The sequence below is a fragment of the Parvibaculum sp. genome, assembly GCF_039680535.1.
In the GTDB taxonomy this organism is placed as follows: domain Bacteria; phylum Pseudomonadota; class Alphaproteobacteria; order Parvibaculales; family Parvibaculaceae; genus Parvibaculum.
Genome location: NZ_JBDKSS010000012.1, coordinates 22654 through 48330 on the forward strand (window position 1 = coordinate 22654; position 25677 = coordinate 48330).

Annotated in this window: 24 protein-coding genes; 19 read left to right on the forward strand and 5 right to left on the reverse strand. The window is 60.6% G+C overall.

Annotation, left to right across the window (positions count from 1 at the left end; genetic code table 11):
• Positions 1–34 precede the first annotated feature (34 nt).
• The 7 genes from hcaB to ABFC66_RS06445 are packed head-to-tail and all read left to right on the forward strand — an operon-like array spanning position 35 to position 6404.
• Positions 35–862 carry a 3-(cis-5,6-dihydroxycyclohexa-1,3-dien-1-yl)propanoate dehydrogenase gene (gene hcaB, locus ABFC66_RS06415; RefSeq protein WP_346740116.1) on the forward strand — a complete coding sequence of 276 codons (828 nt, stop codon included), beginning with the start codon at positions 35–37 and terminating at the stop codon, positions 860–862.
• A 14-nt stretch (positions 863–876) separates the two neighbouring features.
• Complete coding sequence (locus ABFC66_RS06420; protein ID WP_346740117.1) at positions 877–1752, forward strand: VOC family protein; 876 nt, start codon at positions 877–879, stop codon at positions 1750–1752.
• Between the two features lie 25 nt (positions 1753–1777).
• On the forward strand, positions 1778–2629 hold the full coding sequence (locus tag ABFC66_RS06425; RefSeq protein WP_346740118.1) for an alpha/beta fold hydrolase: 852 nt from the start codon (positions 1778–1780) through the stop codon (positions 2627–2629).
• Positions 2619–3398: a fumarylacetoacetate hydrolase family protein gene (locus ABFC66_RS06430; protein ID WP_346740119.1), complete on the forward strand. Its 780-nt coding sequence runs from the start codon at positions 2619–2621 to the stop codon at positions 3396–3398. The genes ABFC66_RS06425 and ABFC66_RS06430 overlap by 11 nt, the downstream gene beginning before the upstream one ends.
• Positions 3399–3407: 9 nt before the next feature.
• On the forward strand, positions 3408–4355 hold the full coding sequence (locus ABFC66_RS06435; RefSeq protein WP_346740120.1) for an acetaldehyde dehydrogenase (acetylating): 948 nt from the start codon (positions 3408–3410) through the stop codon (positions 4353–4355).
• The gene (gene dmpG / locus ABFC66_RS06440) at positions 4352–5362 is read left to right on the forward strand and encodes a 4-hydroxy-2-oxovalerate aldolase (RefSeq protein ID WP_346740121.1); all 1011 of its coding nucleotides are present in this window, start codon (positions 4352–4354) and stop codon (positions 5360–5362) included. The genes ABFC66_RS06435 and dmpG overlap by 4 nt, the downstream gene beginning before the upstream one ends.
• Before the next feature lie 49 nt (positions 5363–5411).
• Positions 5412–6404 carry an AraC family transcriptional regulator gene (locus tag ABFC66_RS06445; protein WP_346740122.1) on the forward strand — a complete coding sequence of 331 codons (993 nt, stop codon included), beginning with the start codon at positions 5412–5414 and terminating at the stop codon, positions 6402–6404.
• A 110-nt stretch (positions 6405–6514) separates the two neighbouring features.
• On the opposite strand, the gene ABFC66_RS06450 is transcribed toward ABFC66_RS06445, so the two are convergent.
• Positions 6515–9484: a PAS domain S-box protein gene (locus ABFC66_RS06450; protein ID WP_346740123.1), complete on the reverse strand. Its 2970-nt coding sequence runs from the start codon at positions 9482–9484 to the stop codon at positions 6515–6517.
• A 305-nt stretch (positions 9485–9789) separates the two neighbouring features.
• Between ABFC66_RS06450 and ABFC66_RS06455 the strand changes: the two genes are divergently transcribed.
• The gene (locus tag ABFC66_RS06455) at positions 9790–10602 is read left to right on the forward strand and encodes a tetratricopeptide repeat protein (RefSeq protein ID WP_346740124.1); all 813 of its coding nucleotides are present in this window, start codon (positions 9790–9792) and stop codon (positions 10600–10602) included.
• A 12-nt stretch (positions 10603–10614) separates the two neighbouring features.
• Here ABFC66_RS06455 and ABFC66_RS06460 read toward each other — a convergent pair whose 3' ends face one another.
• The 3 genes from ABFC66_RS06460 to ABFC66_RS06470 are packed head-to-tail and all read right to left on the reverse strand — an operon-like array spanning position 10615 to position 12706.
• Entirely contained in the window at positions 10615–10998 is a 384-nt protein-coding gene (locus ABFC66_RS06460; protein ID WP_346740125.1) for a TadE family protein, read from the reverse strand.
• Positions 10995–11447, reverse strand: a complete 453-nt coding sequence (locus tag ABFC66_RS06465; protein WP_346740126.1) for a TadE/TadG family type IV pilus assembly protein — start codon at positions 11445–11447, stop codon at positions 10995–10997. The genes ABFC66_RS06460 and ABFC66_RS06465 overlap by 4 nt, the downstream gene beginning before the upstream one ends.
• A gap of 14 nt (positions 11448–11461) precedes the next feature.
• Complete coding sequence (locus ABFC66_RS06470) at positions 11462–12706, reverse strand: Tad domain-containing protein (RefSeq protein ID WP_346740127.1); 1245 nt, start codon at positions 12704–12706, stop codon at positions 11462–11464.
• A gap of 403 nt (positions 12707–13109) precedes the next feature.
• Between ABFC66_RS06470 and ABFC66_RS06475 the strand changes: the two genes are divergently transcribed.
• The 10 genes from ABFC66_RS06475 (at position 13110) to ABFC66_RS06520 (ending at position 22767) form a co-directional block, all read left to right on the forward strand.
• A complete protein-coding gene (locus tag ABFC66_RS06475) occupies positions 13110–13307 on the forward strand; it encodes a Flp family type IVb pilin (protein WP_346740128.1) in 198 nt (65 codons plus the stop codon).
• Positions 13308–13406: 99 nt separating this feature from the next.
• Complete coding sequence (locus ABFC66_RS06480; RefSeq protein WP_346740129.1) at positions 13407–13940, forward strand: prepilin peptidase; 534 nt, start codon at positions 13407–13409, stop codon at positions 13938–13940.
• Positions 13940–14800 (forward strand): Flp pilus assembly protein CpaB, encoded by an 861-nt coding sequence (gene cpaB, locus ABFC66_RS06485; protein WP_346740130.1) that lies wholly within the window; start codon positions 13940–13942, stop codon positions 14798–14800. Before ABFC66_RS06480 ends, cpaB begins: the two co-directional genes overlap by 1 nt.
• A gap of 56 nt (positions 14801–14856) precedes the next feature.
• A complete protein-coding gene (locus tag ABFC66_RS06490; protein ID WP_346740131.1) occupies positions 14857–16275 on the forward strand; it encodes a type II and III secretion system protein family protein in 1419 nt (472 codons plus the stop codon).
• A 4-nt stretch (positions 16276–16279) separates the two neighbouring features.
• Positions 16280–16654: a CpaD family pilus assembly lipoprotein gene (locus ABFC66_RS06495; RefSeq protein WP_346740132.1), complete on the forward strand. Its 375-nt coding sequence runs from the start codon at positions 16280–16282 to the stop codon at positions 16652–16654.
• 2 nt (positions 16655–16656) lie between these two features.
• Positions 16657–17862 carry a cellulose synthase operon protein YhjQ/BcsQ gene (locus ABFC66_RS06500; RefSeq protein WP_346740133.1) on the forward strand — a complete coding sequence of 402 codons (1206 nt, stop codon included), beginning with the start codon at positions 16657–16659 and terminating at the stop codon, positions 17860–17862.
• A 143-nt stretch (positions 17863–18005) separates the two neighbouring features.
• Complete coding sequence (locus tag ABFC66_RS06505) at positions 18006–19271, forward strand: CpaF family protein (RefSeq protein ID WP_346740134.1); 1266 nt, start codon at positions 18006–18008, stop codon at positions 19269–19271.
• Positions 19268–20230 (forward strand): type II secretion system F family protein, encoded by a 963-nt coding sequence (locus ABFC66_RS06510; RefSeq protein WP_346740135.1) that lies wholly within the window; start codon positions 19268–19270, stop codon positions 20228–20230. The genes ABFC66_RS06505 and ABFC66_RS06510 overlap by 4 nt, the downstream gene beginning before the upstream one ends.
• Before the next feature lie 26 nt (positions 20231–20256).
• Positions 20257–21198, forward strand: a complete 942-nt coding sequence (locus tag ABFC66_RS06515; protein ID WP_346740136.1) for a type II secretion system F family protein — start codon at positions 20257–20259, stop codon at positions 21196–21198.
• Positions 21199–21378: 180 nt separating this feature from the next.
• On the forward strand, positions 21379–22767 hold the full coding sequence (locus tag ABFC66_RS06520; protein ID WP_346740137.1) for an MFS transporter: 1389 nt from the start codon (positions 21379–21381) through the stop codon (positions 22765–22767).
• Positions 22768–22770: 3 nt separating this feature from the next.
• On the opposite strand, the gene ABFC66_RS06525 is transcribed toward ABFC66_RS06520, so the two are convergent.
• Positions 22771–23808: an AI-2E family transporter gene (locus ABFC66_RS06525; RefSeq protein ID WP_346740138.1), complete on the reverse strand. Its 1038-nt coding sequence runs from the start codon at positions 23806–23808 to the stop codon at positions 22771–22773.
• A gap of 213 nt (positions 23809–24021) precedes the next feature.
• Between ABFC66_RS06525 and ettA the strand changes: the two genes are divergently transcribed.
• Positions 24022–25677: an energy-dependent translational throttle protein EttA gene (gene ettA / locus ABFC66_RS06530; protein WP_346740139.1), complete on the forward strand. Its 1656-nt coding sequence runs from the start codon at positions 24022–24024 to the stop codon at positions 25675–25677.

Consider the following 25677-nt stretch of genomic DNA (forward strand, 5'->3'; position numbering starts at 1 on the left):
CTGGATCGCAATCGCTTTTGAATAGGGCAGGAACATGCCGATACTTTCGGGAGAAGTCGCGCTCGTTACCGGGGGAGCGTCCGGTCTGGGGCGCGCCATCGTCGACAGGCTGATTGAGGAAGGTGCGCGTGTGGTCGTATTCGACCGCTCCGAGGAGAAGCTGCGCGCGCTGGAGAATATCCATCGCGAGGCGGTTGCGGTTGTCGCGGGCGACGTGCGCTCGGGCGAGGACAATCGGAAAGCGGTGGCGCTGGCGGTTGATCGCTTCGGAAAGCTCGATTGCGCGATCGGAAATGCGGGCATATGGGACTACAACGTCACGCTCGACGATATGCCCGCCGAGCAGATAGACAGCGCCTTCGACGAGCTGTTTGGCGTCAACGTAAAGGGCTATCTGCAGCTCGCGAAGGCGGCACTGCCTGCGCTGGTTCGATCACGCGGCGCGCTCGTGTTTACGGTTTCGAATGCCGGGTTCGACCCGGGCGGCGGCGGGCCCCTTTACACCGCCTCGAAGCATGCGGTCGTCGGCCTTATTCGCCAGCTCGCATTCGAATTCGCTCCCTTTGTCCGCGTCAATGGCGTGGCGCCGGGGCCGATCAACACCGATCTGCGTGGACCGGCTTCGCTGGGCCTCGCCGACACGCCCATCAGCAGCATCGACCTGCCCAAGCTTGCGGGGCCTGCGGTACCGCTCGGGCGAGTTCCGGCGGCTGAGGAATATGCCGGCTCCTATGTCTATTTCGCTTCGAGACGCGACAGCGCGCCGGCAACTGGCGGTGTCCTCATCTGCGAAACGGGAATTGGAGTCAGGGGCATTGGCGTGACGGCGGCGGGCGCAGGTCTCGCCGATCGCTACAAGTAAGGGGAGCATCATTCATGAGCGTGGCGTCGCTTGGATATATCGGCTTCGAGGTCAGCGACCTCCAGGCCTGGGATGCTTATATGACGGGATTTCTCGGCTTGATGCCGGGCAGAGGCGAAGGCCCGTCCGCAAAGTACAGAATGGACGAACGGTCCTTTCGTATCCAGGTCGACGAAGGCCAGAAGGACGACCTCTCTTTCATCGGCTTTGAAGTCGCCACGCCGGAAGACCTGAAGGCACTCAGAGATCGCCTCACAGCGGCCGGCATCGATTGTTCAGTGGCGTCGAACCAGCTCGCGGCGGAGCGCGGCGTGCGTGATCTCGCCGTTCTGAAGGACCCCTCCGGCCTCCAGGTGGAGATCTATGTCGGCGCGACGGCGCTCACCCATGTGCCGTTCAATTCGCCAGCGGGCGTCTCCGGTTTCCGTACCGGAGCGCAGGGCGTCGGACATGTGGTGATGGCGGTGGACAAGATCGACGAGGTACGTGCCTTCTACACCGGGCTTCTCGGCTTCAGGCTGTCGGACACGATCGGCATAGCGATTTCTCCCGATTTCACCCTGACGCTTGAGTTCTATCACTGCAATCCGCGTCACCACACGCTGGCCCTTGTGCCGATGCCCGCTCCCAGGCGCATGCACCATTTCATGGTCGAGATGGCGACGATGGATGACGTGGGCTACGCGATGGACCGAATGGCGAAGTACGGCGTCAGGCAGACCATGACGCTCGGCAAGCACACCAACGATCAGATGGTTTCGTTTTACGCAGCGACGCCGTCGGGATTCGAAGTGGAAGTCGGCACGGCCGGGATCGCCGTCCAGGACGACTCATGGCGCGTCACCCATCATGAGGCCACCAGCATGTGGGGCCACAAGCACTGCAATTGATCTCAGCGTTTAACGGGGAGTTGTTATGAGCATTACGGAAGCGAGCACCAGCCGGTTTGTTACCGCCGGAGGAGTCAGGATTCACTATAACGAGGCCGGATCCGGCCCCGCACTCGTGCTGATCCATGGCGGCGGACCGGGCGCGAGCGGATGGTCGAACTACAACCGCAATATTGAAGTGCTCGCACGGCGGTTTCGTGTGCTCGTTCCCGATCTGCCTGGCTTCGGCAAGTCGGATATCAAGCCGAAGGGCAGCGCAATGCCCGCCTGGTATGCGACCAAGATGGGCGAGTTCCTCGACGCGCTCGGTATCGAGAAGGCGCATTTCGTCGGCAATTCGCTCGGCGGCATGGTGACGCTGCGCGTGGCGATGGACCGGCCGGAGAAGGTCGACCGCATGGTCCTTATGGGACCGGGTGGCAGCATGCCGATGTTCAGCCAGTTTCCAACCGAAGCGATCAAGACGCTGCTTTTCTTCTACGATGGTCCCGGCCCCTCGCTCGCGCGGCTGCGCGGCTTCGTGAAGGACTTCGTCTACGATCCGTCCCAGATCACGGATGAACTGCTTGAAGGACGAATGAAGACGGCGCTGCAGCCGCATATCGTCGAAACGCCGCCGATGCGCCCCGACCCGACCGCGAAGATGGAGGCGATCTGGTCCGACCCCCGTCTCGCGTCGGTGCAGCATGAAACGATGATCATCTGGGGACGAGAGGACAAGGTGATGCCGATAGATATGGCATTTCCGCTCCTCAAGCAGATACCGCGGGCGCGCCTCTTCGTTCTGCCGCAATGCGGGCATTGGGCGCAGTGGGAGCACGCGGAGGAGTTCAATCGCGTGACCGCGGATTTCTTCGGGGCAGGCAATGCCGCTTGATCTGAATGCCATTGCGGCCTCGCTCGCCGAGGCGCGGCGCGGCCGAAAGCCGGTGCCCCCGCTTACCGACAGCTTTCCCGGCTTCGACGTCGCTTCGGCCTATGCCGTGCAGGAAATCAACACCAGGCTGCGCCTCGCTGCGGGACAGCGCATCATAGGCCGGAAGATCGGCCTGACGTCGCCGGCGGTACAGGCGCAACTCGGTGTCGGTGAACCGGACTACGGCATGCTGTGGGACTGCGACGATGCGAGCGGCGACGCCATAATCGCGGCGGGGGACATGATCCAGCCAAAGGTCGAGGCGGAAATCGCCTTCATCCTCGACAAGCCGGTGAGAGAGGTCCAGCCGACGCTGGAGGGCATGGCCGCTGCAATCGGCTATGCGGTTGCGGCGGTGGAGATCGTCGACAGTGCGATCGCCGATTGGCGGATCAAGCTTGCCGATACGGTGGCGGACAATGCCTCCGGCGCGAAATTCGTTCTGGGAAAGGATCGTCGAAAGCTTTCCGAAATCGACCTGCACCTCGGTGGAATGGAGATGTGTCTCAACGGAAAGCAAGCGTCGGTTGGCGTTGCTGCGGCCTGCCTCGGCAATCCGCTGAACGCGGCGCGCTGGCTCGCTCAAAAGATGGTTGAGGTGGGGCGCCCTCTCGATGCCGGCGATGTCATTCTTTCCGGCGCGCTTGGCCCCATGGTCAATGTCGCGCCGGGCGACCGGTTCGATGTTTACGTCCAGGGGTTTGAGCCCCTGCACCTTGCCTTCGGATAGGAGAAGCGGATGGTTGATACGGCGGGCAAGGTCGGCGCTGCGATTATCGGGTCGGGCAATATAGGCACCGATCTGATGATCAAGATCATGCGCCTTTCCAAACACCTCGATATGTCGGCCATGGTGGGTATCGATCCTGCATCCGACGGGTTGTCCCGGGCGACGCGTCTCGGTGTCGCCACGACGGCGGGGGGCATCGAGGCGCTGGTGGAGATGCCGGAGTTCAAGAACATCGGCGTGGTCTTCGACGCGACCTCTGCCGGGGCGCACAGGCGGCACAACGAAGTGCTGCAGGCTCACGGCAAGCAGGTCATCGACCTCACACCGGCCGCTATAGGGCCCTTCGTCGTTCCAAGCGTCAATCTCGATGCGATGGCGAATGAGCGCAACCTGAACATGGTGACGTGCGGCGGGCAGGCAACGATCCCCATCGTTGCTGCCATCAGCAGCGTGGCGCCCGTTCTCTACGGCGAAATCATCGCATCGATCGCGTCCATATCTGCGGGGCCGGGTACGCGTGCAAATATCGACGAATTCACTCAAACGACGGCCAAGGCGATCGAAACCGTAGGTGGCGCAACGCGGGGCAAGGCGATCATCATTCTGAACCCGGCGGAGCCTCCGCTCATCATGCGCGACACGGTGCATTGTCTTTGCGCCGACGCCGACCCGTCCCAGATCGTCGCCGCTATCGAGAGGAAGGTTGCCGAGGTGCAGGCCTATGTTCCAGGGTATCGGTTGAAGCAGGCCGTGCAGGTTGAGAAGGTCGGAGGCAACCGCCCGCTCTACCTGCCGGATATGGATCGCTCCTTCACGGGCCTCAAGGTGAGCACATTTCTCGAAGTCGAAGGCGCCGGCCACTATCTGCCGCCATATGCCGGCAATCTCGACATCATGACCTCCGCCGCTCTGCGCACGGCCGAGGCACTTGTACGGAAATGGCAGGTGGCCGCATGACCGTTCCCGGCAAGCTCTATATTCAGGACGTGACGCTTCGCGATGGCATGCACGCGATCCGGCACCAATACTCTCTCGATCATGTTCGTAGTATCGCGCGCGCGCTGGACAAGGCCGGCGTCGACGCCATCGAGATTGCGCATGGCGACGGGCTTTCCGGTTCCAGTCTCAATTATGGCTTTGGCGCCTGCACCGATTGGGCCTGGATCGAGGCCGTCTGCGAAGTCGTGGAATCCGCCGTCGTGACGACGCTGCTTCTGCCTGGGATCGGCACCATCGAGGATTTGCACCGCGCCTATGGCATGGGTGTGCGGTCGGTGCGTGTGGCAACCCATTGCACCGAGGCAGATGTCGCAAGGCAGCATATCGAGTTCGCCCGCAATCTCGGCATGGATGTGAGCGGGTTCCTGATGATGAGTCACATGTCGCCACCGGAGGCTCTCGCCAAACAGGCGCTTCTCATGGAGAGCTACGGCGCGCATTGCGTCTATGTAACCGATAGCGGCGGCGCCATGACCATGGACGACGTTGCCGCGCGATTGCGCGCCTACGACGAAGTACTGAAACCCGAGACGCAGCGCGGCATTCATGCGCATCACAATCTGAGTCTCGGCGTCGCAAACTCGATTGTTGCGGTGCAGAACGGTGCGATCCGTGTCGATGCGTCTCTGACCGGCATGGGCGCAGGGGCAGGGAACGCGCCGCTGGAAGTCTTCATCGCTACCGCCGACCGCTATGGTTGGGAACACGGCTGCGATCTTCTGGCGCTCATGGATGCGGCTGAAGATCTGGTGCGACCGCTGCAGGACCGTCCTGTGCGGGTCGATAGGGAGACGCTGAGTCTCGGCTATGCAGGCGTCTATTCGAGCTTCCTGCGCCATGCCGAGGCAGCTGCGGAACGCTACGACGTTGACGTCCGAAAAATCCTTATGGAGACTGGGCGACGCCGTATGGTCGGCGGTCAGGAGGATATGATCGTGGATATTGCCCTTGATCTTTCGAGGTAGACGAGTGCGGATGACGCCGACCGTCTTGGATCTGGAGATCTGATCGAACATGGCGGGCAGGTCATACGCCACGGTGCCCGGCGCTGAAGCCGTCAGAAACGTCGCCGCCTACGGCGCGGATGTCACAGAAGATGTGCGGATGGACGGTGTATATTTCTTCCGTTCATCGGCCTCGCGTCCATTCGTCAAGATTCTCGATCCGGGCGATTTCTCCTATTGCGTCATGGTTCGACGTGGGCGAATGCGCCTGACCATCGAGTTTCCTGAGCCTCAGGTGATCGACCTTGGGCCCGGAACGATTGTCGGTGTCAGCGGGCTCGCGCCGCATCGTCTGTGCTCGATAGATGCGGGGGGCGACGTCCCGATCAGCACTTTCGACAGGGTATCTCTTTCGGAGCAGATCGATCCGCGCAGCGATCTGGAGCTCATCATCGGTGTCGCTCCATCGGAAAGTATTGCCTTGTCGAACCTCATCATCGGACCGGTCCATCTGGCCAAGGACGTAGTGCCCGAGTGCGCGCGCCGCATATGGAAGGCGGTTGAACTTCTGGACGAGGAGTTTTCGGATGGCGGGCATCCATATGGACAAGCCATTATCGTCCGAAGGATAGCCGAGATCATCCTGATCAACATGTCGCGCGCCATTCTCGTGAGCAGAGAGAAGAACGATGCGCCCGCGCCGAGATTGATGAACAGCAAGGGCGTTCTGGCGGCGATCAGGGCCTTTCTCGCGGCGCCGCTCGATGACTGGAGCGTGGGAAGGCTCGCCCGCGTTGCGGGTATGTCGAGAACGAAGTTTGCCGAGGAGTTTCGGCGGGTCATGGGCCAGACGCCAATGCAGACGCTTGGGCGTATCCGGCTCACGCTCATCGCACGCAAGCTCATTACCGAGGAAATGTCGGTCGATGAAGCGGCCGACGTGGCCGGCTACAGTTCATCCGCGGCGTTCATCAGAGCCTTCAATCGCGAGTTCCGCACGACGCCGCGCCAGTGGCGCAAGATCCAGAAAGACCGGATCGGGTCGTCGCTGCCGGCTGATTGACCGCGCTGGAAAGAAGCGTGCCTCAACGCCGATGGTATTGCCCCTTGTGGGAAGAATCCGCGCCTCACGAAGCCCGCGTCACTCGAAATCCCCGCCGCGATGACGTGATGCTAGGCGCCATTCGCATCGGGATTTTCGGCGGCGAAACGCGCGGCATCAGTCCGCATGACTTCGAGACACGCGTCGACGACATCCGGATCGTAGATCTTTCCTCTGCCGTGCCTGATCTCGTCAAGCGCCGCATCCAGCCCTAGTGCGGCCCGATAAGGCCTGTGCGACATCATTGAATCGACCACGTCCGCGACGGCGATAATGCGTGCTTCGAGGAGAATCTGGTCTCCCTTGAGGCCCGCCGGATAGCCGGAGCCGTCCATGCGCTCATGATGCTGCAAAATGATCTGCGCGATCGGCCATGGAAATTTCACGTGCTTCAGAATGTCGTAGCCCGTCTGCGGATGTGTCTTGATGAACTCGAACTCGACCTTGGAGAGCTTGGCCGGCTTGTTCAATATCTCCGCGGGAACGTTGACCTTTCCGAGGTCGTGTACGATGCCGGCGAGCCGCAATCCCCTGATGCGGTCCGCAGGAAGCCCCATCTTCAACGCAATAGCCTCGGCGATTTCGGTAACGCGCCGCTGATGACCGGCGGTGTAAAGATCACGCATCTCGACTGTATTGGCCACGGCGGCAATTGTGCTCTCCATGGCCTCCGCCATATGTGCGGCGAGTTCCTCCCGTTCGTGCCGGTCTCTGATTGCGCCGAGGCCGTAGGAGAGGTCATTGGCTAACTCCTCCAGAAGGCTGACTTCTTCGGTATCGAATGCGTCGGGTTCGGGCGCATAGATCGTCAATGCACCGTAAGCGCCGTCGGGCGCGACCTTGAGAGGAAGTGAAATGCTCGAATTCAAGCGGCGCTTCAACGCCGCCTCCCGCCACGGCGCCAGCAAAGGGTTGTTGGCGAAATTCTGATTGATTTGCGTGGTCCCGGTTCGGATCGCCGTTCCCGTAGGGCCGCGTCCTCTCTCCGTGTCAGCCCAGCTGACGTGACTCTGTTCAAGGTAGCCGTCGTTCACCCCCGCCCAGGTGACAACGCGAACCGACTTTCCGGCATCATTCTCGGCGTGTCCGATCCACGCCAGGCGGTAGCCGCCGACCTCGGTGATGACCTGACACATGCGCTGCACAAGTTCCTGCTCGGTGGTCGCGCGGATGAGCGCTTCATTTGCGCGGCTCAGTGTGCGAAGCGCGCGGGAGGTGTATTCGGCGCGCTGCTGCGCCTTAACGCGTTCCGAGATGTCGATAAGGATCGCGGAAATGCCTGAAAGAGTGCCCCCTGAACTATAGACCGGGGAGTAGACCAACGAGACATTGACCAGACTTCCATCCTTGCGGCGTCTTACGGTTTCGAAGCCGGAGACGCCTTTGCCTGCGCGCGTCATTTCGATCAGACGATCTATTTCGCCGGCCCGATCCGGCGGCAGAAACATGTTTGCGGACTTGCCGATGACTTCCTCGGCCTTGTAGCCAAGGAGCCTCTCTGCTGCCGGATTCCACGCATTCACGATGGTATTCAGGTCGGCGCCGACGATGGCGCCATTGGACGATTGAATTATTGCGGCCAACTGGTTCAGAGCGGCAATGCGCTCCTGTCTTTCCGACGTGTCGCGGATGACCAGTTGAAGCAGGCGTGTGCCGTCGCGATTGATCCAGCGCACCTTGACTTCGACCGGAAACAGGCTGCCGTCCTTTCGTTTCTGTATGTTTTGAAAGACGGTGGTTGCCTCTGTTTCCGAATCCGGAGTTTCCTCCGGCTGCATGTAATCGATGTGGGCATCGGAGGGGTGAAGGTCGCGCAACGGACGCCCGATGATTTCCGGCAATGTATATCCGTAGGCCGAGAGGGCGCGCTCATTGGCTTCGATTATATTTGCATTGGCGTCGGCAAGCAGGATGATTTCGTCAGTGTTTCTGCTGAGATAGTCGAAGCGCTGCGACATTTCGCGTTCCCGGATTTCGGCTTTCAGCTGCCTGACGATCAGATTGGCCTGTTCGCGCCGCAATATGGCGAGAAGGCTCACTGCCGCGATGAGAATGAGCAGAGCCGCACCTATAAATCCGATCGTGCGGGTGCGCTGAAAGGGCCGGTACAGCTCCTCAGTGTCGATCTTGGTTACCAGATGCCAGGTAGTTCCCGGAATATTGGTGACGGCCGCCAGCACCTCCGCGCCACGATAGTCCGAGCCTTCCATTGCCCCCTGGAAGCCCCGCACGGCCATGGCTGCCACAGCATCTGAGGAGAGGGGCACTCGGAATGGAGCCAATCGCGCCGGAGACCAATTGGAGGGAGGGTGCCGTGGTGCTGTGAGAAACAGAACAGAGCCACCCGCCTTCATCACAATGTTGGTCTCCGCCGACGAGCTTTTGCCGGGCCATTGAGCAATCAGGGGCAGAAGATTGAGCTTTGGATCGATGGCGAGAAGAACCAGCGCGATGATCTCGTGCTTTCCTCCGGACGAGAAAATCGGTGCGGTCACAAAGAGCTCGGCATAATCGGGATCCGCAGGTGAAAATCTTATCTCCGAACGCTGGGAACGGCCGGTGCGAAATGTCTCGCGCTCGATCGGGGTCGTAAACGCGCGCGCCTCGGTAACATCGCCGCCCGCGTGCAGAAGAGTGCGTCCGTCGACAGAGATCAGAGAGATGCTGCGGTAATTGCGATAGGCGTTGAGCGCATCCATGCGCTGTTCAATGCGCCTTGAGCGGTCATCGGCGGGCGCGCCATCCGCTAACCACGCGTCGATATCCCGGGTCAGGGCGAGTTGCCTGGCGAGCACTTCTGCGTCAGACGTTCGTTCGAAGAGCCAGCTGGATATCGTATCCCGGCTGACTTGCGCGATAATTTCGAGGTTCTGGCTCGCATTGTCCCTGAGAGAATTCCTCTCGCTATGAGAAATGAAATTGTCAGTGACAAGAATGGTGACGCAGAAGAGCCCAAAGAAGGCGATTGGGCGCCAGAAGAGTCTGAGTGCGTTCCATAGACGCGGAGCCGGCGCTTTTCCGTGAGTGTTTGTTGCGACCATCTGGTTCAAAGCACCGAGGATTGGCCGATCTCCTCGACGGATCACTCAAGGCGGGAAACCGGAAGTTTACTCATACGTGAGGGCTCTACATTAAGTCACTGCTGGCTGGGGCGCGAGGGAGGCCATTTCCACGCATGAGTAAATGTATTCCGATATGACACGAATGCTCGTTGCAAATATGAAGCGAGAGGCGTTGCAATACGGAACATTCGAATTTGCGGAGCCGGCACCCCGAACGCTGGCGACTGGCATTGGGACATGAGTTGATTTAGAACTTCATTGTTCGTTGGAGGCGGGTATTCGGCATGATGATACGTCTGCGGAAAAATGGGCGCTTCAAAAAGAAGACGCTGATCTGGCTTGCGGCGGCATCGCTGCTTGCGGGATGTGCCGACATCGACATCCATGGCAAAGGGGCAGCGCTGGCGAAGAAGGACGCGCAAGCGGCGGTCGACGAGGGCGGGGCCCCGCTCAGGCTGGCCCGGGCGGCCCGCGACGTTGGCGATTTCGCCTCTGCCGCCGATCTCTACAAGCGTGTGCTCGCCTCGAAGCCGGGTGATTCCGCGGTCATGGCGGAACTGGGCGCAACTCAGCTCGAGATGGGCGCGCTCTACGATGGCATCGATACTTTCAACAAGATTGGGCCGTCCGAACCCGCATATCTCGATGCCCAGATCGGTCTCGAGCGTGCGCACCTCATGCTGTCGAACCCGGACAAGGCGCTCGAATTTGCCGATAAGGCTGTGGCGATTGCGCCGAAGAATGCACGCGCACTGGTCGGGCGCGGCGTGGCGCTCGACATGCTGGCGCGCCATGCCGAGGCGCAGGAGCAATATCGCGCGGCGCTCGCGCAGACTCCGCACGATATGGGCGCTACAAGCAATCTCGCTCTGTCGCTTGCTGTGACGGGGCAATATGACGAGGGGATCCGGTTGTTGACACCCCTCGCCCGGGCGCCGAATGCGACCTCGCGCATTCGTCAGAACCTGGCGCTCATTTACGGATTGAAAGGCGACGACACTGCGGCGCGTGCTCTCAACCGCGTCGACCTGGACGAGCAGATGACTGAAAAGAACCTCATGTTTTACGCGGTAGCGCGAGAGCGCGTCGTCAAATAGGGATGCGCCGCTTCAGCTTGGGCTTATCGGGTAGCAGGCGTTGGCCGCCAGGTTCACCGTTTCCCCCACCCAGGGAATGATCAACCGGAAGGTCAGGGCGGCACTCACGCAGACATTGGTCGTTGCCTGGGTGACGGTGAATACGCTGCTGGTGATCTTGAGGCCGTATGCCTGTGTAACGGCGTAGCTCTGTATGTTTGCCGCTGTGCCGCAGGTCGTGGCATTGACCGCCGCGCAGCGTGCGGCCGCAAGCACAGCGCGGTCTAGCGTGGTTTGCGTCCAGAGAAGGCGCCCGACGTCGATGATGCCGAGCGTAAAGACGAGCACGACCGGAAAGACCAGCGCGAACTCGACCGCCGCCGTGCCGCCTTCGCCTTTGCGCGCAAATCTCCTCATTCAATTCTCACGACGGCATGCGCCGATAGAGTGGAAGGGATGGGGAGTCCCAGATAGGACAGTATCGTCGCGTGTGGAATCGAAGCGTCCACCCGTACATAATGCCCGGGCCCGTGGCCGCCCGTGCATGTGGCCGTGCAAAGCACCGCGGTTATTCCGCTTTCTCCGGGGCAGCCGCAAAACGTCTGTGGCGATGGCGTCGCCGTAATCGCGGTATTGCCGGTTGCGCTTTCGACGGCGTTCGTTATGCCTGCCGAATCCCAGCCATTCTGCGCGGCATAGCTCGCGCCCGCCTCGGCCGCCTCCTGTACCATCATCGACTCGCGAACGGCGAAGCCTATTTCGACCAGACCGGCCAGCATGATCAACAGAACGGGCGCGATGATGCCGAACTCGATCGCGGCTGTGCCGGCTTCGTTGGCTATCTTGAACAATGATCTTTGGCGCATTGTCATCGGCTCTCCTACTCGACCAATTTCGTGGCACCACCGCCGATCGTCGAGACGCCGGTTCCGACGCAGTCGTTGTTCAGCGCCGCGTTGTTGCTGATATTTATGTATTTGGCCACGATCTGCGTGCACTTGGATGTCGTTGTGATGCCATTATTATTGAAGTTGACGGTGCCCTCCGGAAAATAGAGCACGCCCTGGACATTGAGATTGACGTTGTTCGAAAAGACTTGCGTCCCGATCGCGGTCGGACCGTAGAACGCAATTCCTGCGAAGGTGCCGCTCGTCGGTGCAACCACATTGATGATGTTGCTGTTGCCCAGGTTTATGGTGTAGTTGCCATTGATGATTATCGTCACGCCGCTGGTGGCCTTGATTGTTACGCCGTTGCCGGTAACGAATTTGCTGTCGACGTAATATGTGCCTTGGCTGAGTGTGACGGTCGAGCTGTTCTTGAAATCGAAACCGCTGCAATAGTGGCCCGCCGAAAGAGTCTTCGTGCCGTTTACAATGCCGCTTGTGGAGGTGCAGCCAGGCGGAGTGCCCGCCGTCAGGCTTTCGTACGGATTTTCGACCGCCGTAGCGTGTTGGAAATTCGGAGAGCCCTGAAGATCCGAGTTGTTATTGAGCAGCCACTCGCCGACCACGTTTACCGGCCCGCGGATGACGGCGTTCTCGCCCAGGGTAAGGGCTGGTGAGCTGCTGGAATTGACCGCGACGCCGCAGTCGGGATTGGCTACGACGGCGTTGTTTGCCACGAACGCAGCAGGTGAGCCGCCGGAGCCCAGAGCGAGAAAGCAATATTCATAGCTTCCACTGTTCGCCGCGACTGCCATTGCCCCCACAGGAAGAATCCCGGATCGAAACAGGCCCAGGAGCAGCTGATTTTGGGGCTGGCTGACGATTACTTCGACCGCGCCCTCGAGGCCTGCATTGCCGGTACTGACCACAGGCGGAGAGTTGACAGTCACTGTGACGCCGTCCACGCCGTTCACGAATCCTGAAGCACTCGCGACGGATCTCGCCTGCATGGCGTAATCGGCCGGAACCCCCACCGCGAGGGCGCGCGCTCCGGAAATTGCCGCGCTATCCGCCGCCGATTGCATCTGCCGGTGTTTCATGAGGAGAAAAACGACGTCGGTGCCCAGGGCGATAAGGCCGATCGTCATGACCAGCGTGAGTCCGACATAGATAGCGACCGTGCCGCGCGTTGCCGGAATGAGCAGGGACGACAGAAATCTAAACAGGCGAAGCGGCATGATCCGGTGCTTTCATGTTCCTCATTGCCATCCCAGGGTGCTCGCATAGAGCAGTTGCAGAGCCACTCCAGGCGAGTGACTGACGCTGAATGATGCGCCAGATCAACGTTGTTTTATATCGTCGAAATGCCGCTTCGAGAAAAAAGAGTGGTATGCGGAGAAAGATGCGCGTCGGAGCAGGTAGAAAAATATCCGCTTCACCGTAAGCCCATCAAAATATGTCTCAATATGGGCAATTAAGTTTTGCCATTCCTTGAAAACGATATTGACCTCTCGCGTCCTTCGGAGCGTTGTAGACAATGTCTAATGGGCGCGATTATCGCGAAGAATGATCGTCGCCTGACGTTTTGAACGAAGGCAAAGCGAGTGTTTTGCCTTGATAATCAAATAAGGATTATTCGCGATGTCCATTCTCAAAGACACTTCGAAGAAGATTGCGACGGCTCTCTCCATCAGGTCGGAGAGCGGGGTGACGGCCGTCGAGTATGGGTTGATCGCGTCTCTCGTGGCGCTCGCGATCATCGTCGGCGCGGGTCTGCTCGGCACAAACCTGAACGATCTGTTCACCTACATTGCGGGTAAAGTTGACACGCCGTCCTGAGGCGCGGCTGGAAGGGGCTTTGGGGGGTGTCTTTCGTCTCTGCATCTGGCAGCGACGGGATGCGTCCCCCCACCTTGGTGGGGCCTGAGCGAGGACGATGTGACCACACCGGTTTTTGCGCTTTGGGGAGTTGCGTTTACTGCAGTGCTCGCGAGTGTCGTGCGGGACTTGCGGGATAGGATAATTCCCAATGTTCTGGTGTTGGTCGTCTGCGCGGCGGGGGTCGCGATGCAGATTTTCAACGAAGGATGGAGCGTCTGGTACGTGTTGCTCGCTGCGGCGGTGGTCTATCTCTGCAGCGCGGCGCTGGCCTATTGGGGGTTCATCGGCGGCGGCGATGCGAAGCTGATCATCGCCTCCAGTCTTCTGGTGCCGCCCGGTCAGGTCGTTGCTCTGATGCTCAGCATCGCGCTGGCGGGGGGGTTGTTGAGTTGCTTCTACCTTGCCGCAAAGGCCGTGTTGGCCCGCAGCGCGCTTGCCGAAATGCAGGGCGACGGTGGGATGACGGAGGGGGCGCCCATATCAACGTTTCTGCGCACGGAAGCCAACAGGATTCTGGCAGGTGAGCCGATGCCATATGCTGTCGCCATCTTTGGCGGGCTGGCATTTCACTTCGTCGTCGAGGTCATTTGATGCAACTGCGGAACATCCTGCTCATATTGGGCTTTCTGGCGCTGCTCGCGGGCGTTGCGCTTGCGGTTATCTGGGCGCGGTTGCCGGCGGAGAGGCCTGCGGAGGAGAGTGCAGCGGCACAGCGTTCCGCCATACTTGTAGCGACTGCCGATATTCCGAAAGGCGCACAGCTGCGAGCGGATCAGTTCACCTGGAAGGAAGTCCCGGCAAGCGACATCGCCCCGATCAATATTGCGCGTGGACAGGAGCCGTCCGGCCTTTATGTGGGCGCAGTTGCGCGTCGAGCGATTGCTGCGGGAGAGCCGCTCGATCGCAATGCGCTGGTGCTGAGCAACGAGCGCAATTTCCTTGCCGCGGCGCTGACACCCGGAATGTATGCCGTTGCCCTCTCGGTAGAGCCGTCGCAAATCGCGGCGGGATTGATCCGTCCCGGCGATCATGTCGACGTCATCCTTTCTCAGAGCTTGGGCGATCGGGGCGGGCTGCCGGTTGCGGTGGACGGCACCGTGCTCAGGGACATTCGCGTCGTGGCGGTAGACCAGTGGTTCGCCGGAACCTCTCCGGCGGGCGAGCGGGCCGCGTCTTTGGCGCCAGCTGCAACGAAAATGCCGAAGAACGTGACCTTGGAGCTGACGGAAGGCGACGCGAAGCGGCTTCTCGTGGCCACACAGATCGGACGCGTTACTCTCGCTCTTCGGTCTCTTGAAGGCTCGTACATTGTGTCCGAGGCAGCGATCGAGGGGCCGGGTCCGGTATGGTCGGACGAAGTGTCGCCCACATACCGCGCGTCAGCCGAAGCGCCGGTCGCAAAGTCGGGTGAGTTGGTGCGCATCATCCGCGGCTCAAAGGGTGGGGAATGATCGAAATGCTGTGCAGGATGAAGACGAGTAACGGCAGACGCGCTTCGGCGATCTCGATGCCGTCGCAGATCCGCAGATGGACGGTCCAGGCCGTCGCATCGAGCCTGTTGCTCGCCGCCGTAGCTGTTGGAGTCATCGGCGAGACGGGCGAAGCCCTGGCGGCTCCTGCGGCGCGGCAAGGGTCCGTTGTCGTCGAAGCCGACAAGGCGAAGCTGATACATCTTCCGGCGCCGGCATCGACGGTCTTCGTCGCCAATCCGGATGTTGCCGACATTCAGGTGCCTGATCCGCAGACGATTGTGGTTCTTGGGAAGCGAGCGGGCTCGACGACTGTTTACGCTTTCGACAGTGCAGGGAATGCAACTGGCTATTCGGTTCTGGTGAGCCATCAGACGGGCAATCTGACGTCGGATATCAAGCGTAACATTCCGGATGCGACGGTCGGCGTTACGAGTACGCCGAGGGGTTTCGTCGTCAATGGGAGCGTGGTTTCGCCGCTCGATGCAAACCGCATGAAGTCCATATCGTCTCAGTATCTCGTTCCGAACGAGCAGGCGATCCTCAACGCCGGCGTTACCAGCTCGACGCAGGTCAATCTGCGTGTGCGCGTGGCCGAAGTGTCGCGCGACGCCGAGAAGCAATTCGGTTTCAACTGGGACGCCCTCTATAACAACGGAAAGCTCGCAATCGGACTTCTCACGGGGCGAAAGCCTGCGTCCGCATTCGGAACCTTCATCCGGGACACCTCGTCGGCCAATCTCGACTCGCTCGGTGTCGGCTATCAGAACGGCAACTGGGACATTGCGGGTCTCATCGATGCCTTGAGAGATGAAGGGCTGGTCAGCATTCTGGCTGAGCCAAATCTCACAACGACTTCGGGCGAGCCGGCGAATTTCCTCGCGGGCGGTGAGTTTCCCGTGCCGGTATCTCAGGGGCTGCAGCAGATAACGATCGAGTGGAAGCGCTACGGCGTCAGCGTCGATTTCACGCCAACCGTTCTCACCGGGAACCGGATCAGCGTGAAGGTCCGGCCGGAGGTGAGCGAGTTGTCGAACTCTGGAGCGGTCACGCTCGACAACCTAGAGATTCCGGCGGTAACCGTGCGGCGCACCGAAACCACGGTCGAGCTTGCCAGCGGACAGAGCTTTGCAATTGCAGGCCTGTTTCAAAACAACGTGCAGAATCAGGTTAGCGAGTTTCCATGGCTCGCTGATATCCCGGTTCTCGGGGCGCTGTTTCGTTCGACGCGCTTTCAGCGCCACGAGAGCGAGCTCGTGATCATCGTCACGCCCTATATCGTTCAGCCTGTCTCGTCGCCTGGCGATCTGAGTTCGCCCACAGACGGGCTCGTTTATGCGAGCGACCTCGAGCAGCTATTGCTCGGGCGGTTGACGAGCACCAAGTCGGGCTCGCCCGTGCCGGCGTCGCCTAATCAGCCGCATCTCAACGGTGCAGCCGGGTTTATCGTGGAATGAACAAATGACACAGCGCAGGCGCAACTCATGGCTTAATGCCGCTGCCGCAGTTTCGATCGTACTTCCGATCATCTCGCTGTCATTCGATAGCGTGGCGGCGGAGGAGGCTTCATGTGGGCGATGGAGCACCCAGCTGGGAGCCAATCACGACAATGCGCCAACCTTTCATGGACCATGCGCGAATGCGCATAATCTTGAGAAGATGATCGACAAGAAGAGCGACCTCACGCAAGGCAGGCCGCTTGGGCCGGCCAATGCAGAGCGCGAGGCGGCGGCCGTCAAGCGTTATGAAGAGGGCAAGGTCAAGACCTCGACCGACTACAAATCGTCGTCGCCAGTCTCCATCTTTGGTGGATCTTCATCCTCGTCAGGGAACTAGTGATGCAAGGTCGTCCTAACGTGACAGAAGAAATCGGCTCGGGGCAAGCCTCCGCCACCGTGATGCTTTATCTGAGCGACAGCTACAGCGAGAACGTGTTTCGGACGCGTCTGAATGTAATCGGCATCCAGAACCCCTATATCGGCAAGGGGGGCATTCTTGGAGCGATCAGGGACCTTGCGAAGATGCGTTCGCCGCGTCTGTTGATCGTCGACATTGCCGGCGTCGAGGATCCGATCGATCGCGTCAACGAATTGGCCGCGCTTTGCGACCCGCAGGTCGGCGTGATCGTCGTCGGTGAAACGAATGACGTTGTGCTTTACCGCAGCCTGAAGAATGCCGGTGTCGCGGAATACTTCTTCAAGCCGATCGTCGGCGACGTCGTCGGATATACCTGCAATGCGCTATTGAACGGCTCCGTTGAGCAGCTCAGTCCAGGTATCGGCATCGGCAAGCTCGTGCTCATGCTGGGTACGCGGGGCGGGGTCGGTGTGACGACCATTGCGACGCAGATGGCGCTTTACCTTGCAAACGAACGCAAGCGGAGAACCGTTCTGGTCGATCTGGATCTTGAATCCGGAGATATCGCGCTCCAGCTCGGCGTAGAGCCGCAGCGTGCGCTCGGCGAAGTTCTGGCGCATCCGGAACGCATCGACGATCTCTTCCTCGAACGCGGCGTCACGCATATTTCGGATCGCCTGGATCTGCTTGCGTCGCTGGAGGCGCTGGACGGTTCAAGCCATGTCGAGGAAGACGCAGTGCTCTCCTTGCTGACCAATCTGCTGCGCACCTATCGCTACGTCTTCGTCGATCTTCCGGCCTATTCCGCAGCGCGGCTGCCGCGACTCATGAGGCAGCCAAGCACCTGCTTCCTGGTCAGCGATTGCACGTTGACGGCCGCGCGCGACGTGGCCCGATGGCGCACCGCGATTGGGGCGGACTCGGTCAACCGGACGACCTTTCATATTCTCAACAAGAAAGGCGCCGATTTTGCGCTGCCGCTTGAGGAATTTCTTCACGCGGTTGGCACACCGCCGGATGCAACTATCTCGTACAGGCATGAAGTGGGACGCGCTTCGGTTCTCGGCGCCAACGAAGTGCTGAAATGCAGATCGTTCCTGCAGGAACTCAAACCGGCGCTGCAAACGATTTCCGGCGAAGGAGCCGCCACGGCTACGCGCGGATTTCTCCGAGGGCTGTTCGGCTGATGGCAGGACCCTTCACGTTCGGTAAGAAGCCAACGGGAGAGGAGCCGTCCGAAGCCGGCTCCGCCGGACCAGTAGTGCAAACTGGGCCATCGCCGAGAGCGCCGCGTCCGGACTCGGATGCGCGCGTAAAGACGAACGTCAAGGTGATCGAGTTCGTCGAGGATCAGGTCTTGACGATGATCGAGCCTGCGCTCGCGGTGCGACTGTCTCCCGACATGTTGCGCAAGCGGGTAGAGGATCTCATTTCGGCAGTTGCCGCTCAGCACCAGCTGCTCATTAACCAGGAAGAACAACGGTCACTCGCCGAGCTTATCGTGGATGACATGGTGGGGCTCGGCCCCATAGAGCCGCTGCTGAACGACGAAACCGTATCCGACGTGATGATCAATGGACCGAACATGGTCTATGTCGAGCGCAAGGGTAAGCTTGAGCGCACGCCCGTTCATTTCCGAAACGATGCGCATGTGATGCATGTGGCGCAGCGTATCGCGTCGTCCGTTGGCAGGCGTATCGATGAATCGAGCCCCATGCTCGACGCGCGCCTGCCGGACGGCAGTCGTGTGAATGCGATCATTCCGCCTCTGAGCCTCAAGGGCCCCTGCATATCGATCCGAAAATTCTCGAGAAGTGTCATGAACTTCTGGCGCTTTACGGAGCTGGGCACCGTCTCGCGGGAGATGGGAAGAGCGCTCGAAATCGCCGCGCGATGCCGTCTCAATATCATCGTTTCGGGAGGCACCGGCTCCGGCAAGACGACATTCCTCAATGCGCTCTCCCTCATGATCGATCACGGTGAGCGCATCGTGACGATTGAAGATGCTGCCGAGCTTCAGTTGCAGCAGCCACACGTGATCCAGCTTGAAACGCGTCCGGTCAATGTTGAGGGAAAGGGTGAGGTAACGCAGCGCGACCTCGTCCGGAACGCGCTCCGAATGCGCCCCGATCGCATCATTCTCGGCGAGGTGCGCGGCGGCGAAGCATTCGACATGATGCAGGCGATGAATACGGGCCATAACGGATCCATGTCGACCATTCACGCGAACTCGGCGCGAGACGCGCTCGCGCGAATTGAGAACATGATCCTCATGGCGAACGTGAATATTCCGATGCAGTCGATCCGCATGCAGATTGCGAGCGCGCTTGACCTCATCATTCATACCGAACGCATGCGCGACGGCGTACGGCGCGTCACGGAAGTCGTGGAGGTCGCGGGTATCGAGAACGACACCATTCTGCTTGGGACGCTGTTCAGCTATCGCTACCTGGGGCAGAACCCGGATGGATCCCTTGACGGGTACTTCAAGAGCGAGGGCGGGCGTCCGCGTTTCCTGCCGCGTGTCGAGTATTTCGGCTTCGGCGAAGAGTTCCTAGAGGCGATGACGCCGACGAAGCAACCGGAGCGCAAGTGAGAGAACTCGTACCATATTTCGGAATATTTGCGCTGCTCCTGTTCGGTGCGGGCTCGTTCTTCGGCGTCTTCGCAATCCGGCGGGAGATGCGTCGAAATATCCGGCACAGAGCCAAGCTTCTATCGCCCGCACGGCCGCCATGGCTTCGGAGCGAGAATGACGAAGAGGATCTGGCGCTGCCGGTCGTCATCGGTTTCCGTATCCGTTCGTTTTTCTCGGCGGGACTCGCGCGGCGGTGGGGAATGACGACACATGGCGGCGTATTGATTGCCGTCAGCATCATTTCGGTCGCCGTCGCATGGATGTTCCTGTCGGCCCTGTTGCATCTGCCGATCTACATCGTTGTGCCCGGTCTTGTTGTGGCCTTCTATTTCGGACCGAGGCAGTTGCTGAAGAACCGGCAAAGGCAGGTTGAGGACACTTTCACCGACCTCTTTCCGGAGGCGGTCGACATGATCACGCGTATCGTAAGGGCGGGCTTGCCGATCAATGTTGCGATCCGCGCTGTCGGCAACGAAGCGCCTCCGCCAGTGAACCAGGTCTTTTCGACGCTTGCCGCGGAAGAGAAAATCGGCGTTCGTTTTGACGAAGCGCTGGCGGCGGCGGCGGACCGTATCGGGCTGCCGGATTTCCGCTTCTTTGCGGTTGCCGTCGCCCTGCATTATTCAACAGGCGGCAACATTGCCGCGACGCTTGAAATTCTCTCCGACATCGTGCGCAAGCGGAAGGCCACGAGAATGAAGGCAAAGGCGACGACCGCGGAAGTGCGAACCTCCGCCATCGTGCTGGGTTCGCTTCCGTTCGTCGTCATCGGTGGTCTGCTTGTCCTGAGCCCGCAATATCTCGCCCCGTTGAGCACAGACCCGCGTGGAAACGTCATTATCGGTCTTGCTGTCGGCTTCCTCGCTGCGGCCTATTTCTCGATGCGGTGGATGATGCAGCGAGCGACAAGAATCTAGTCGAGGGATGTGAGAAAGAAACGCCCATGGGCCCGCAAGATATAAGTCAGACCGGCATGATCCTGCTCGGTGCGGCGCTCTCGCTCATCTGGGCGGGGGTGATCATGGTCATCTACTCCATCCATATGCGCCGACAGACGATCGATCGGCGCATCGGCCTGATCAGCCCGAAGGCGACGGTGAAGTCGGCCGAGCCGAACCTCGAGGTGGCTATCGGAAAGGCGAAGGCGGCACACGATCTGCCGTCGGGTATGACTGAGCGTGAGCAGCACGAGCTGTTGCGCATCTTCACCCGTTGGAAAGTGCCGCAGGGCTACGCCATGCAAGCCTATGCGGCAACGCGGGTGTTGAGCGTTGTCTTGCTTGCATCGCTGACCTTCTTCGCCTTTTCCTATCTTCCAGCCATCGGCGGCAACGCGCTCATCCATTATCTCCTGGCGATGGCTTTCGGTGTTATGGGCTGGATTCTGCCTCATTACGTCATCCAGAAACTTGCGGCGCATCGCGCCATGACGGCGGCAAGAGGCTTGCCCGATGCGCTTGAGCTGCTTGTGATCTGCGTCGAGGTGGGGCTTGCGCTCGAAGACAGTATCAAACGGGCGGCGGCCGAATTGCAGCACACGAACCCCGACCTGGCCGAGGAGCTTTACCTGACTTCCGCCGACCTCGAAATTCTGCCCAGCCAGGACCAGGCGCTCGCCAATCTGGCCGCACGGTTGGAGGTGCCAAGCGTGCGCTCTGTGGTGAGCACGCTGACGCAGACGCTTCGCTACGGTACGCCGCTCGTGAACGCCTTGCGACTGGTGGCCTCCGAATTGCGCAATACCTCCCTCATCGAAATGGAGGAACGCGCAAACAAGCTGCCGACGCTGATGACGCTTCCCATGATCCTCTTCATCATGCCGACGATCTTTCTGGTCGTAGGCGGACCTGCGGCGCTTCGTCTGGTCGACACCTTCTTCAAATAATCTCTTGAGCCGATGCCGCTGCTCTGCGCGTTTTTGCGACGCCGGCTGCCTCATGTGTAGGCAGTGAGCGGATATTCGCTGCTTTTCAAGTCGGCACGCTTCGAGGCCGCGATTGAACGATTGCCAAAGCTTCGTGGAACGCCTATTTCCGGCCAGCCTGGCAAAGGATAGAGCGGTTACATGACCTCGACGGCGGCGCGCGCGACCGGTTGGAAGGAAGTGCTGGGGGGCGGACGCCTCCCGCGTTTTGCGCTTCTTTGCCTTGGTATCTGGCTCAATGCCGCCGACGCGTTGATGACATCCACGATCATGCCGAGCGTGGCGCGGGATATTGGCGGATACGCCTATTTCGGATGGGCCATTGCCGCCTTCATGCTCGGATCGGTCATCGCGGGCACGAGCGCGGGGCAGTTCTCGCTGCGCTTTGGCGTACGCCGCGCCATGGTCGTCGCGGCACTGGCTTATTCGGCCGGCTGCGTCATCAGCGCTGCGTCGCCGGAGATCGCAAGTTTCCTCATCGGACGTCTTCTGCAGGGCATCGGCGCGGGGTGGATCGTCGGCCTCTGTTATGTCGCCGTCGGCACCATGTTTCCCGAACACATGCTTGCGCGCGTCCTTGCCGCAGTGTCGGGCGTGTGGGGCATCGCCACGCTGCTGAGCCCGCTGATCGGCGGCCTCTTTGCCGAAGGGAGCCTCTGGCGCTGGCCGTTCTGGCTCTTTGCGCTTCAGGGGGTGGCGTTCGCGCTTGCTGCGATGAAGCTTCTCGATGGAGGTGGCGTTGCGCGCATACGCCACTCGCTGCCGCTGAGACAGTTGGCAGTTCTGACGGTCGGCATTCTTTGTATTGCGGCGGCGGGGCTCGTGCCGGATGTGATGCGCGCGGTTCTTCTTGGCATCTCCGGTCTTGCGGTACTGATCTTCTTCGTCTGGCTCGACGGGCGTTCGCCGGTTCCGCTGTTGCCCCGTCAGACGGGCATGCCGTCAAGTATCCCGGCGGCCGCCTATACGATGATCTTCATGCTTTCGGCCGGTACGATCAGCTTCGGCGTCTACGGCGCGGCAATCATGCAGGTGCTGCAGGGAAGTTCGCCGCTTGTCGCGGGCTATGTTATCGGGGTGGAAGCCTTCGCCTGGACGGTGACGTCGCTTCTCGTTGCCGGCGCCGGTGCGCGATGGCACTCGCTCTATATCAGGATCGGCGCGAGCCTGATCGTTGCGGGCGTTGCCGGTCTTGCCTTTGCCATGCCGTATGGATCGATTGCGGAGATCATTGCCTGTGCGGTTCTGCAGGGCGGCGGCTTCGGCTTCTGCTTTGCCTTTATGACCAGGCGGCTTCTCGCGAGCGTGACGACTGAAGAGCGCGCCGTGGCGTCCTCGGCGGTGCCAACCATGCAGCTTGTCGGGGGCGCGGCGGGGTCCGCCGGCGCGAGCGCCATCGCAAATTTTCTGGGCTTCGGACAGGGGATCGACGCGGCGACGGCGGCGTCGGGAAGCTTCTGGCTCTTTGCCTGCTTCGTGCCGGTTGCGGCGGTGGGCTGGCTCGCTGCATGGCGTCTCGCGCGCCTCTAGCGGTCAGATCAGCCCGCGAGCCGAGAGTTCGTCCTTCACATAGGCGTAGTAGATCGGCGCGGCGATAACGCCCGCCACGCCGAATGCGGATTCCATCACCAGCATGGCGACGAGAAGTTCCCATGCGCGCGAGCTGATGCGCGAGCCGATGATGCGCGCATTGACGAAATATTCGAGCTTGTGCATGGCGACGAGAAATACCAGCGATCCGGCGGCGGCATAGGCCGATATGCCAAGGCTCACCACGACGATCACCGTGTTGGAAATGAGATTTCCGACGACCGGAAGAAGGCCGGTGATGAAGGTCACCGCGATCATCGTCTTTACCAACGGCAGATTGATGCCGAACATCGGCAGGACGAACACCAGATAAATGCCGGTGAGCACGGTATTGAGCGCGGATATGCGCACTTGCGCAAAGACGACGCGGCGGAACGCCTCGCCAAGCAGCTGCGCCCGGACGAGAAGGGCGCCGCGCAGCGGCGGCATGGTCGAGGGCTCCGGTGTCGCGTCGCCCATCGCGGCGAGCCCGCCGATGACGGCGCCGACGATGATGTGAACGATGAGGCGGCCAAAATTCTCGCCCAGGCTTTGCAGCGCGCCCGCATTCTCGCGCAACCATTGCGATGCCTGCGTCTGCCATTCGCCGGAGTTGGCGGGCAGGTAGTCATGCGCCCAGACGGGAATATAGCTCCTGGCGGCCTGCACGATTTCGGCCATCCGGCGCAGCAGCACGATCACGTTGTCGGAACTGTCGTTGAAGAGCGAAGTCACCCCCATGATGCCGGTGGTGAGGAGCAGAACGAAGAGGATGGAAAGGACGGCCAGCGCGATGAGCTTGGATGTGCGATGGGTGAGGCGTCCGACGCGCAGGCGGCCCGCGACCACGTGGACAAGCTCATAGACGAGGACCGCGGCCAGGAACGCAGCGAGCAGGCCGAGCTGAACGACGCCGAGAAGGGCAATGCCCATGAGGACCTGGGCAGCCAGAACATAGCGGCGGTCGTCCCCTCCGACCTGGAAATTCGTCGGCGCTGTCATGATGCTGCCTTCTCTCTGCGCATTTCTGCGCCTTGCCCGCCCGCGCGGATCATACAGGCGCCTTCTATCCCGGCCTAGTTTCAATATAGGCGCGACATGGCGTCAAAACAGGTGGGCATGCGAGGTCCGAGGCGCCGCGGCCCGTCATTGCCCGCCAACCCCTGATCGGCTAGAAGAGGCCACATATTTCTCCGAAATCGAGAGCGACGACGCATGGCTTCCTATCAATATGTCTACGTCATGGACCGCCTGTCCAAGACCTATCCGGGTGGCAAGCAGGTTCTGAAAGACATTCGTCTGTCCTTTCTGCCGGGCGTGAAGATCGGCGTTGTCGGTCTTAACGGTGCCGGTAAATCGACACTGCTCAGGATCATGGCTGGCGTCGACAAGGACTTCACCGGCGAGGCCTGGGCGGCCGAAAGCGCGCGCGTCGGCTATCTCGCACAGGAGCCGCAGCTCGATCCCGCCAAGGACGTGTTCGGCAACGTCATGGACGGTGTGAAGGAAAAGAAGGCGCTGCTCGATCGCTATAACGAAATCGCCGTCAATTATTCCGACGAGACCGCCGATGAAATGGCGAAGCTCCAGGACATCATCGACGCGCAGAACCTCTGGGATCTCGACAGCCAGGTCGAAATGGCCATGGACGCGCTGCGCTGCCCCGAAGGCGATGCGGACGTATCCAAGCTCTCGGGCGGCGAGAAGCGCCGCGTGGCGCTCTGCAAGCTGCTGCTCGAAGGCCCCGATCTTCTGCTGCTCGACGAACCGACCAACCATCTCGACGCAGAGTCGGTCTCCTGGCTTCAGAACTATCTGAAGGAATACAAGGGCACCGTCGTCCTCGTCACCCATGACCGCTACTTCCTCGACAATGTGACGGGCTGGATTCTCGAGCTCGATCGCGGTTCAGGCATTCCCTATGAGGGCAATTACTCGTCCTGGCTCGACCAGAAGCAGAAGCGGCTCGAACAGGAAGGCCGGCAGGACGAGGCGACGCAGCGCACGCTCGCCCGAGAACTCGAATGGATCCGGCAGAGCCCCAAGGCGCGTCAGGCCAAGAGCAAGGCACGTATCCGCGCCTATGATGACCTGCTCGCCGAAGCCGGGCGCCAGACGGACGGCAAGGCCCAGATCGTCATTCCGGCGGGGCCGCGTCTCGGCGGCGTCGTGGTCGAGGCCGATCACCTCACCAAGGCCTTCGGCGACAGGCTCCTGATCGACGATCTCTCGTTCCAGCTTCCACCCGGCGGCATTGTTGGCGTCATCGGCCCGAACGGCGCCGGCAAGACGACGCTGTTCCGCATGCTCACCGGGCAGGACAAGCCCGACAGCGGCACGCTGAAGGTCGGCGATACGGTTGTCATGGGCTATGTCGATCAGAGCCGAGACGATCTCGACCCGAACAAGAACGTCTGGGAGGAAATCTCCGGCGGTACCGACATCATCGAACTCGGCAAGATCACGATGCCGAGCCGCGCCTATGTCGGCGCGTTCAACTTCAAGGGTAGCGACCAGCAGAAGAAGGTCGGCGTTCTTTCGGGCGGCGAGCGCAACCGCGTTCACCTCGCCAAGATGCTGAAGTCGGGCGCGAATCTTCTGCTCCTCGACGAACCCACCAACGATCTCGACGTCGATACGCTGCGTGCGCTCGAAGATGCGCTGGTCGCCTTCGCGGGCTGCGCCATCGTCATCAGCCACGATCGCTGGTTCCTCGATCGCATCGCCACGCACATGCTTGCTTTCGAAGGCGACAGCCATGTCGAATGGTTCGAGGGCAATTATCAGGAATATGAGGAGGACAAGAAGCGTCGCCTCGGGGCGCAGGCGGAAATCCCGCACCGGATCAAATACAAGCGCTTCAGCCGCTGA

Excerpts from the sequence above, each read along its gene's own strand:
- hcaB (WP_346740116.1), top strand. The coding sequence starts at position 35 with ATGCCGATACTTTCGGGAGAAGTCGCGCTCGTTACCGGGGGAGCGTCC.
- ABFC66_RS06420 (WP_346740117.1), top strand. The coding sequence starts at position 877 with ATGAGCGTGGCGTCGCTTGGATATATCGGCTTCGAGGTCAGCGACCTC.
- ABFC66_RS06425 (WP_346740118.1), top strand. The coding sequence starts at position 1,778 with ATGAGCATTACGGAAGCGAGCACCAGCCGGTTTGTTACCGCCGGAGGA.
- ABFC66_RS06430 (WP_346740119.1), top strand. The coding sequence starts at position 2,619 with ATGCCGCTTGATCTGAATGCCATTGCGGCCTCGCTCGCCGAGGCGCGG.
- ABFC66_RS06435 (WP_346740120.1), top strand. The coding sequence starts at position 3,408 with ATGGTTGATACGGCGGGCAAGGTCGGCGCTGCGATTATCGGGTCGGGC.
- dmpG (WP_346740121.1), top strand. The coding sequence starts at position 4,352 with ATGACCGTTCCCGGCAAGCTCTATATTCAGGACGTGACGCTTCGCGAT.
- ABFC66_RS06445 (WP_346740122.1), top strand. The coding sequence starts at position 5,412 with ATGGCGGGCAGGTCATACGCCACGGTGCCCGGCGCTGAAGCCGTCAGA.
- ABFC66_RS06450 (WP_346740123.1), bottom strand. The coding sequence starts at position 9,484 with ATGGTCGCAACAAACACTCACGGAAAAGCGCCGGCTCCGCGTCTATGG.
- ABFC66_RS06455 (WP_346740124.1), top strand. The coding sequence starts at position 9,790 with ATGATGATACGTCTGCGGAAAAATGGGCGCTTCAAAAAGAAGACGCTG.
- ABFC66_RS06460 (WP_346740125.1), bottom strand. The coding sequence starts at position 10,998 with ATGAGGAGATTTGCGCGCAAAGGCGAAGGCGGCACGGCGGCGGTCGAG.
- ABFC66_RS06465 (WP_346740126.1), bottom strand. The coding sequence starts at position 11,447 with ATGCGCCAAAGATCATTGTTCAAGATAGCCAACGAAGCCGGCACAGCC.
- ABFC66_RS06470 (WP_346740127.1), bottom strand. The coding sequence starts at position 12,706 with ATGCCGCTTCGCCTGTTTAGATTTCTGTCGTCCCTGCTCATTCCGGCA.
- ABFC66_RS06475 (WP_346740128.1), top strand. The coding sequence starts at position 13,110 with ATGTCCATTCTCAAAGACACTTCGAAGAAGATTGCGACGGCTCTCTCC.
- cpaB (WP_346740130.1), top strand. The coding sequence starts at position 13,940 with ATGCAACTGCGGAACATCCTGCTCATATTGGGCTTTCTGGCGCTGCTC.
- ABFC66_RS06490 (WP_346740131.1), top strand. The coding sequence starts at position 14,857 with ATGCCGTCGCAGATCCGCAGATGGACGGTCCAGGCCGTCGCATCGAGC.
- ABFC66_RS06495 (WP_346740132.1), top strand. The coding sequence starts at position 16,280 with ATGACACAGCGCAGGCGCAACTCATGGCTTAATGCCGCTGCCGCAGTT.
- ABFC66_RS06500 (WP_346740133.1), top strand. The coding sequence starts at position 16,657 with ATGCAAGGTCGTCCTAACGTGACAGAAGAAATCGGCTCGGGGCAAGCC.
- ABFC66_RS06515 (WP_346740136.1), top strand. The coding sequence starts at position 20,257 with ATGGGCCCGCAAGATATAAGTCAGACCGGCATGATCCTGCTCGGTGCG.
- ABFC66_RS06520 (WP_346740137.1), top strand. The coding sequence starts at position 21,379 with ATGACCTCGACGGCGGCGCGCGCGACCGGTTGGAAGGAAGTGCTGGGG.
- ABFC66_RS06525 (WP_346740138.1), bottom strand. The coding sequence starts at position 23,808 with ATGACAGCGCCGACGAATTTCCAGGTCGGAGGGGACGACCGCCGCTAT.
- ettA (WP_346740139.1), top strand. The coding sequence starts at position 24,022 with ATGGCTTCCTATCAATATGTCTACGTCATGGACCGCCTGTCCAAGACC.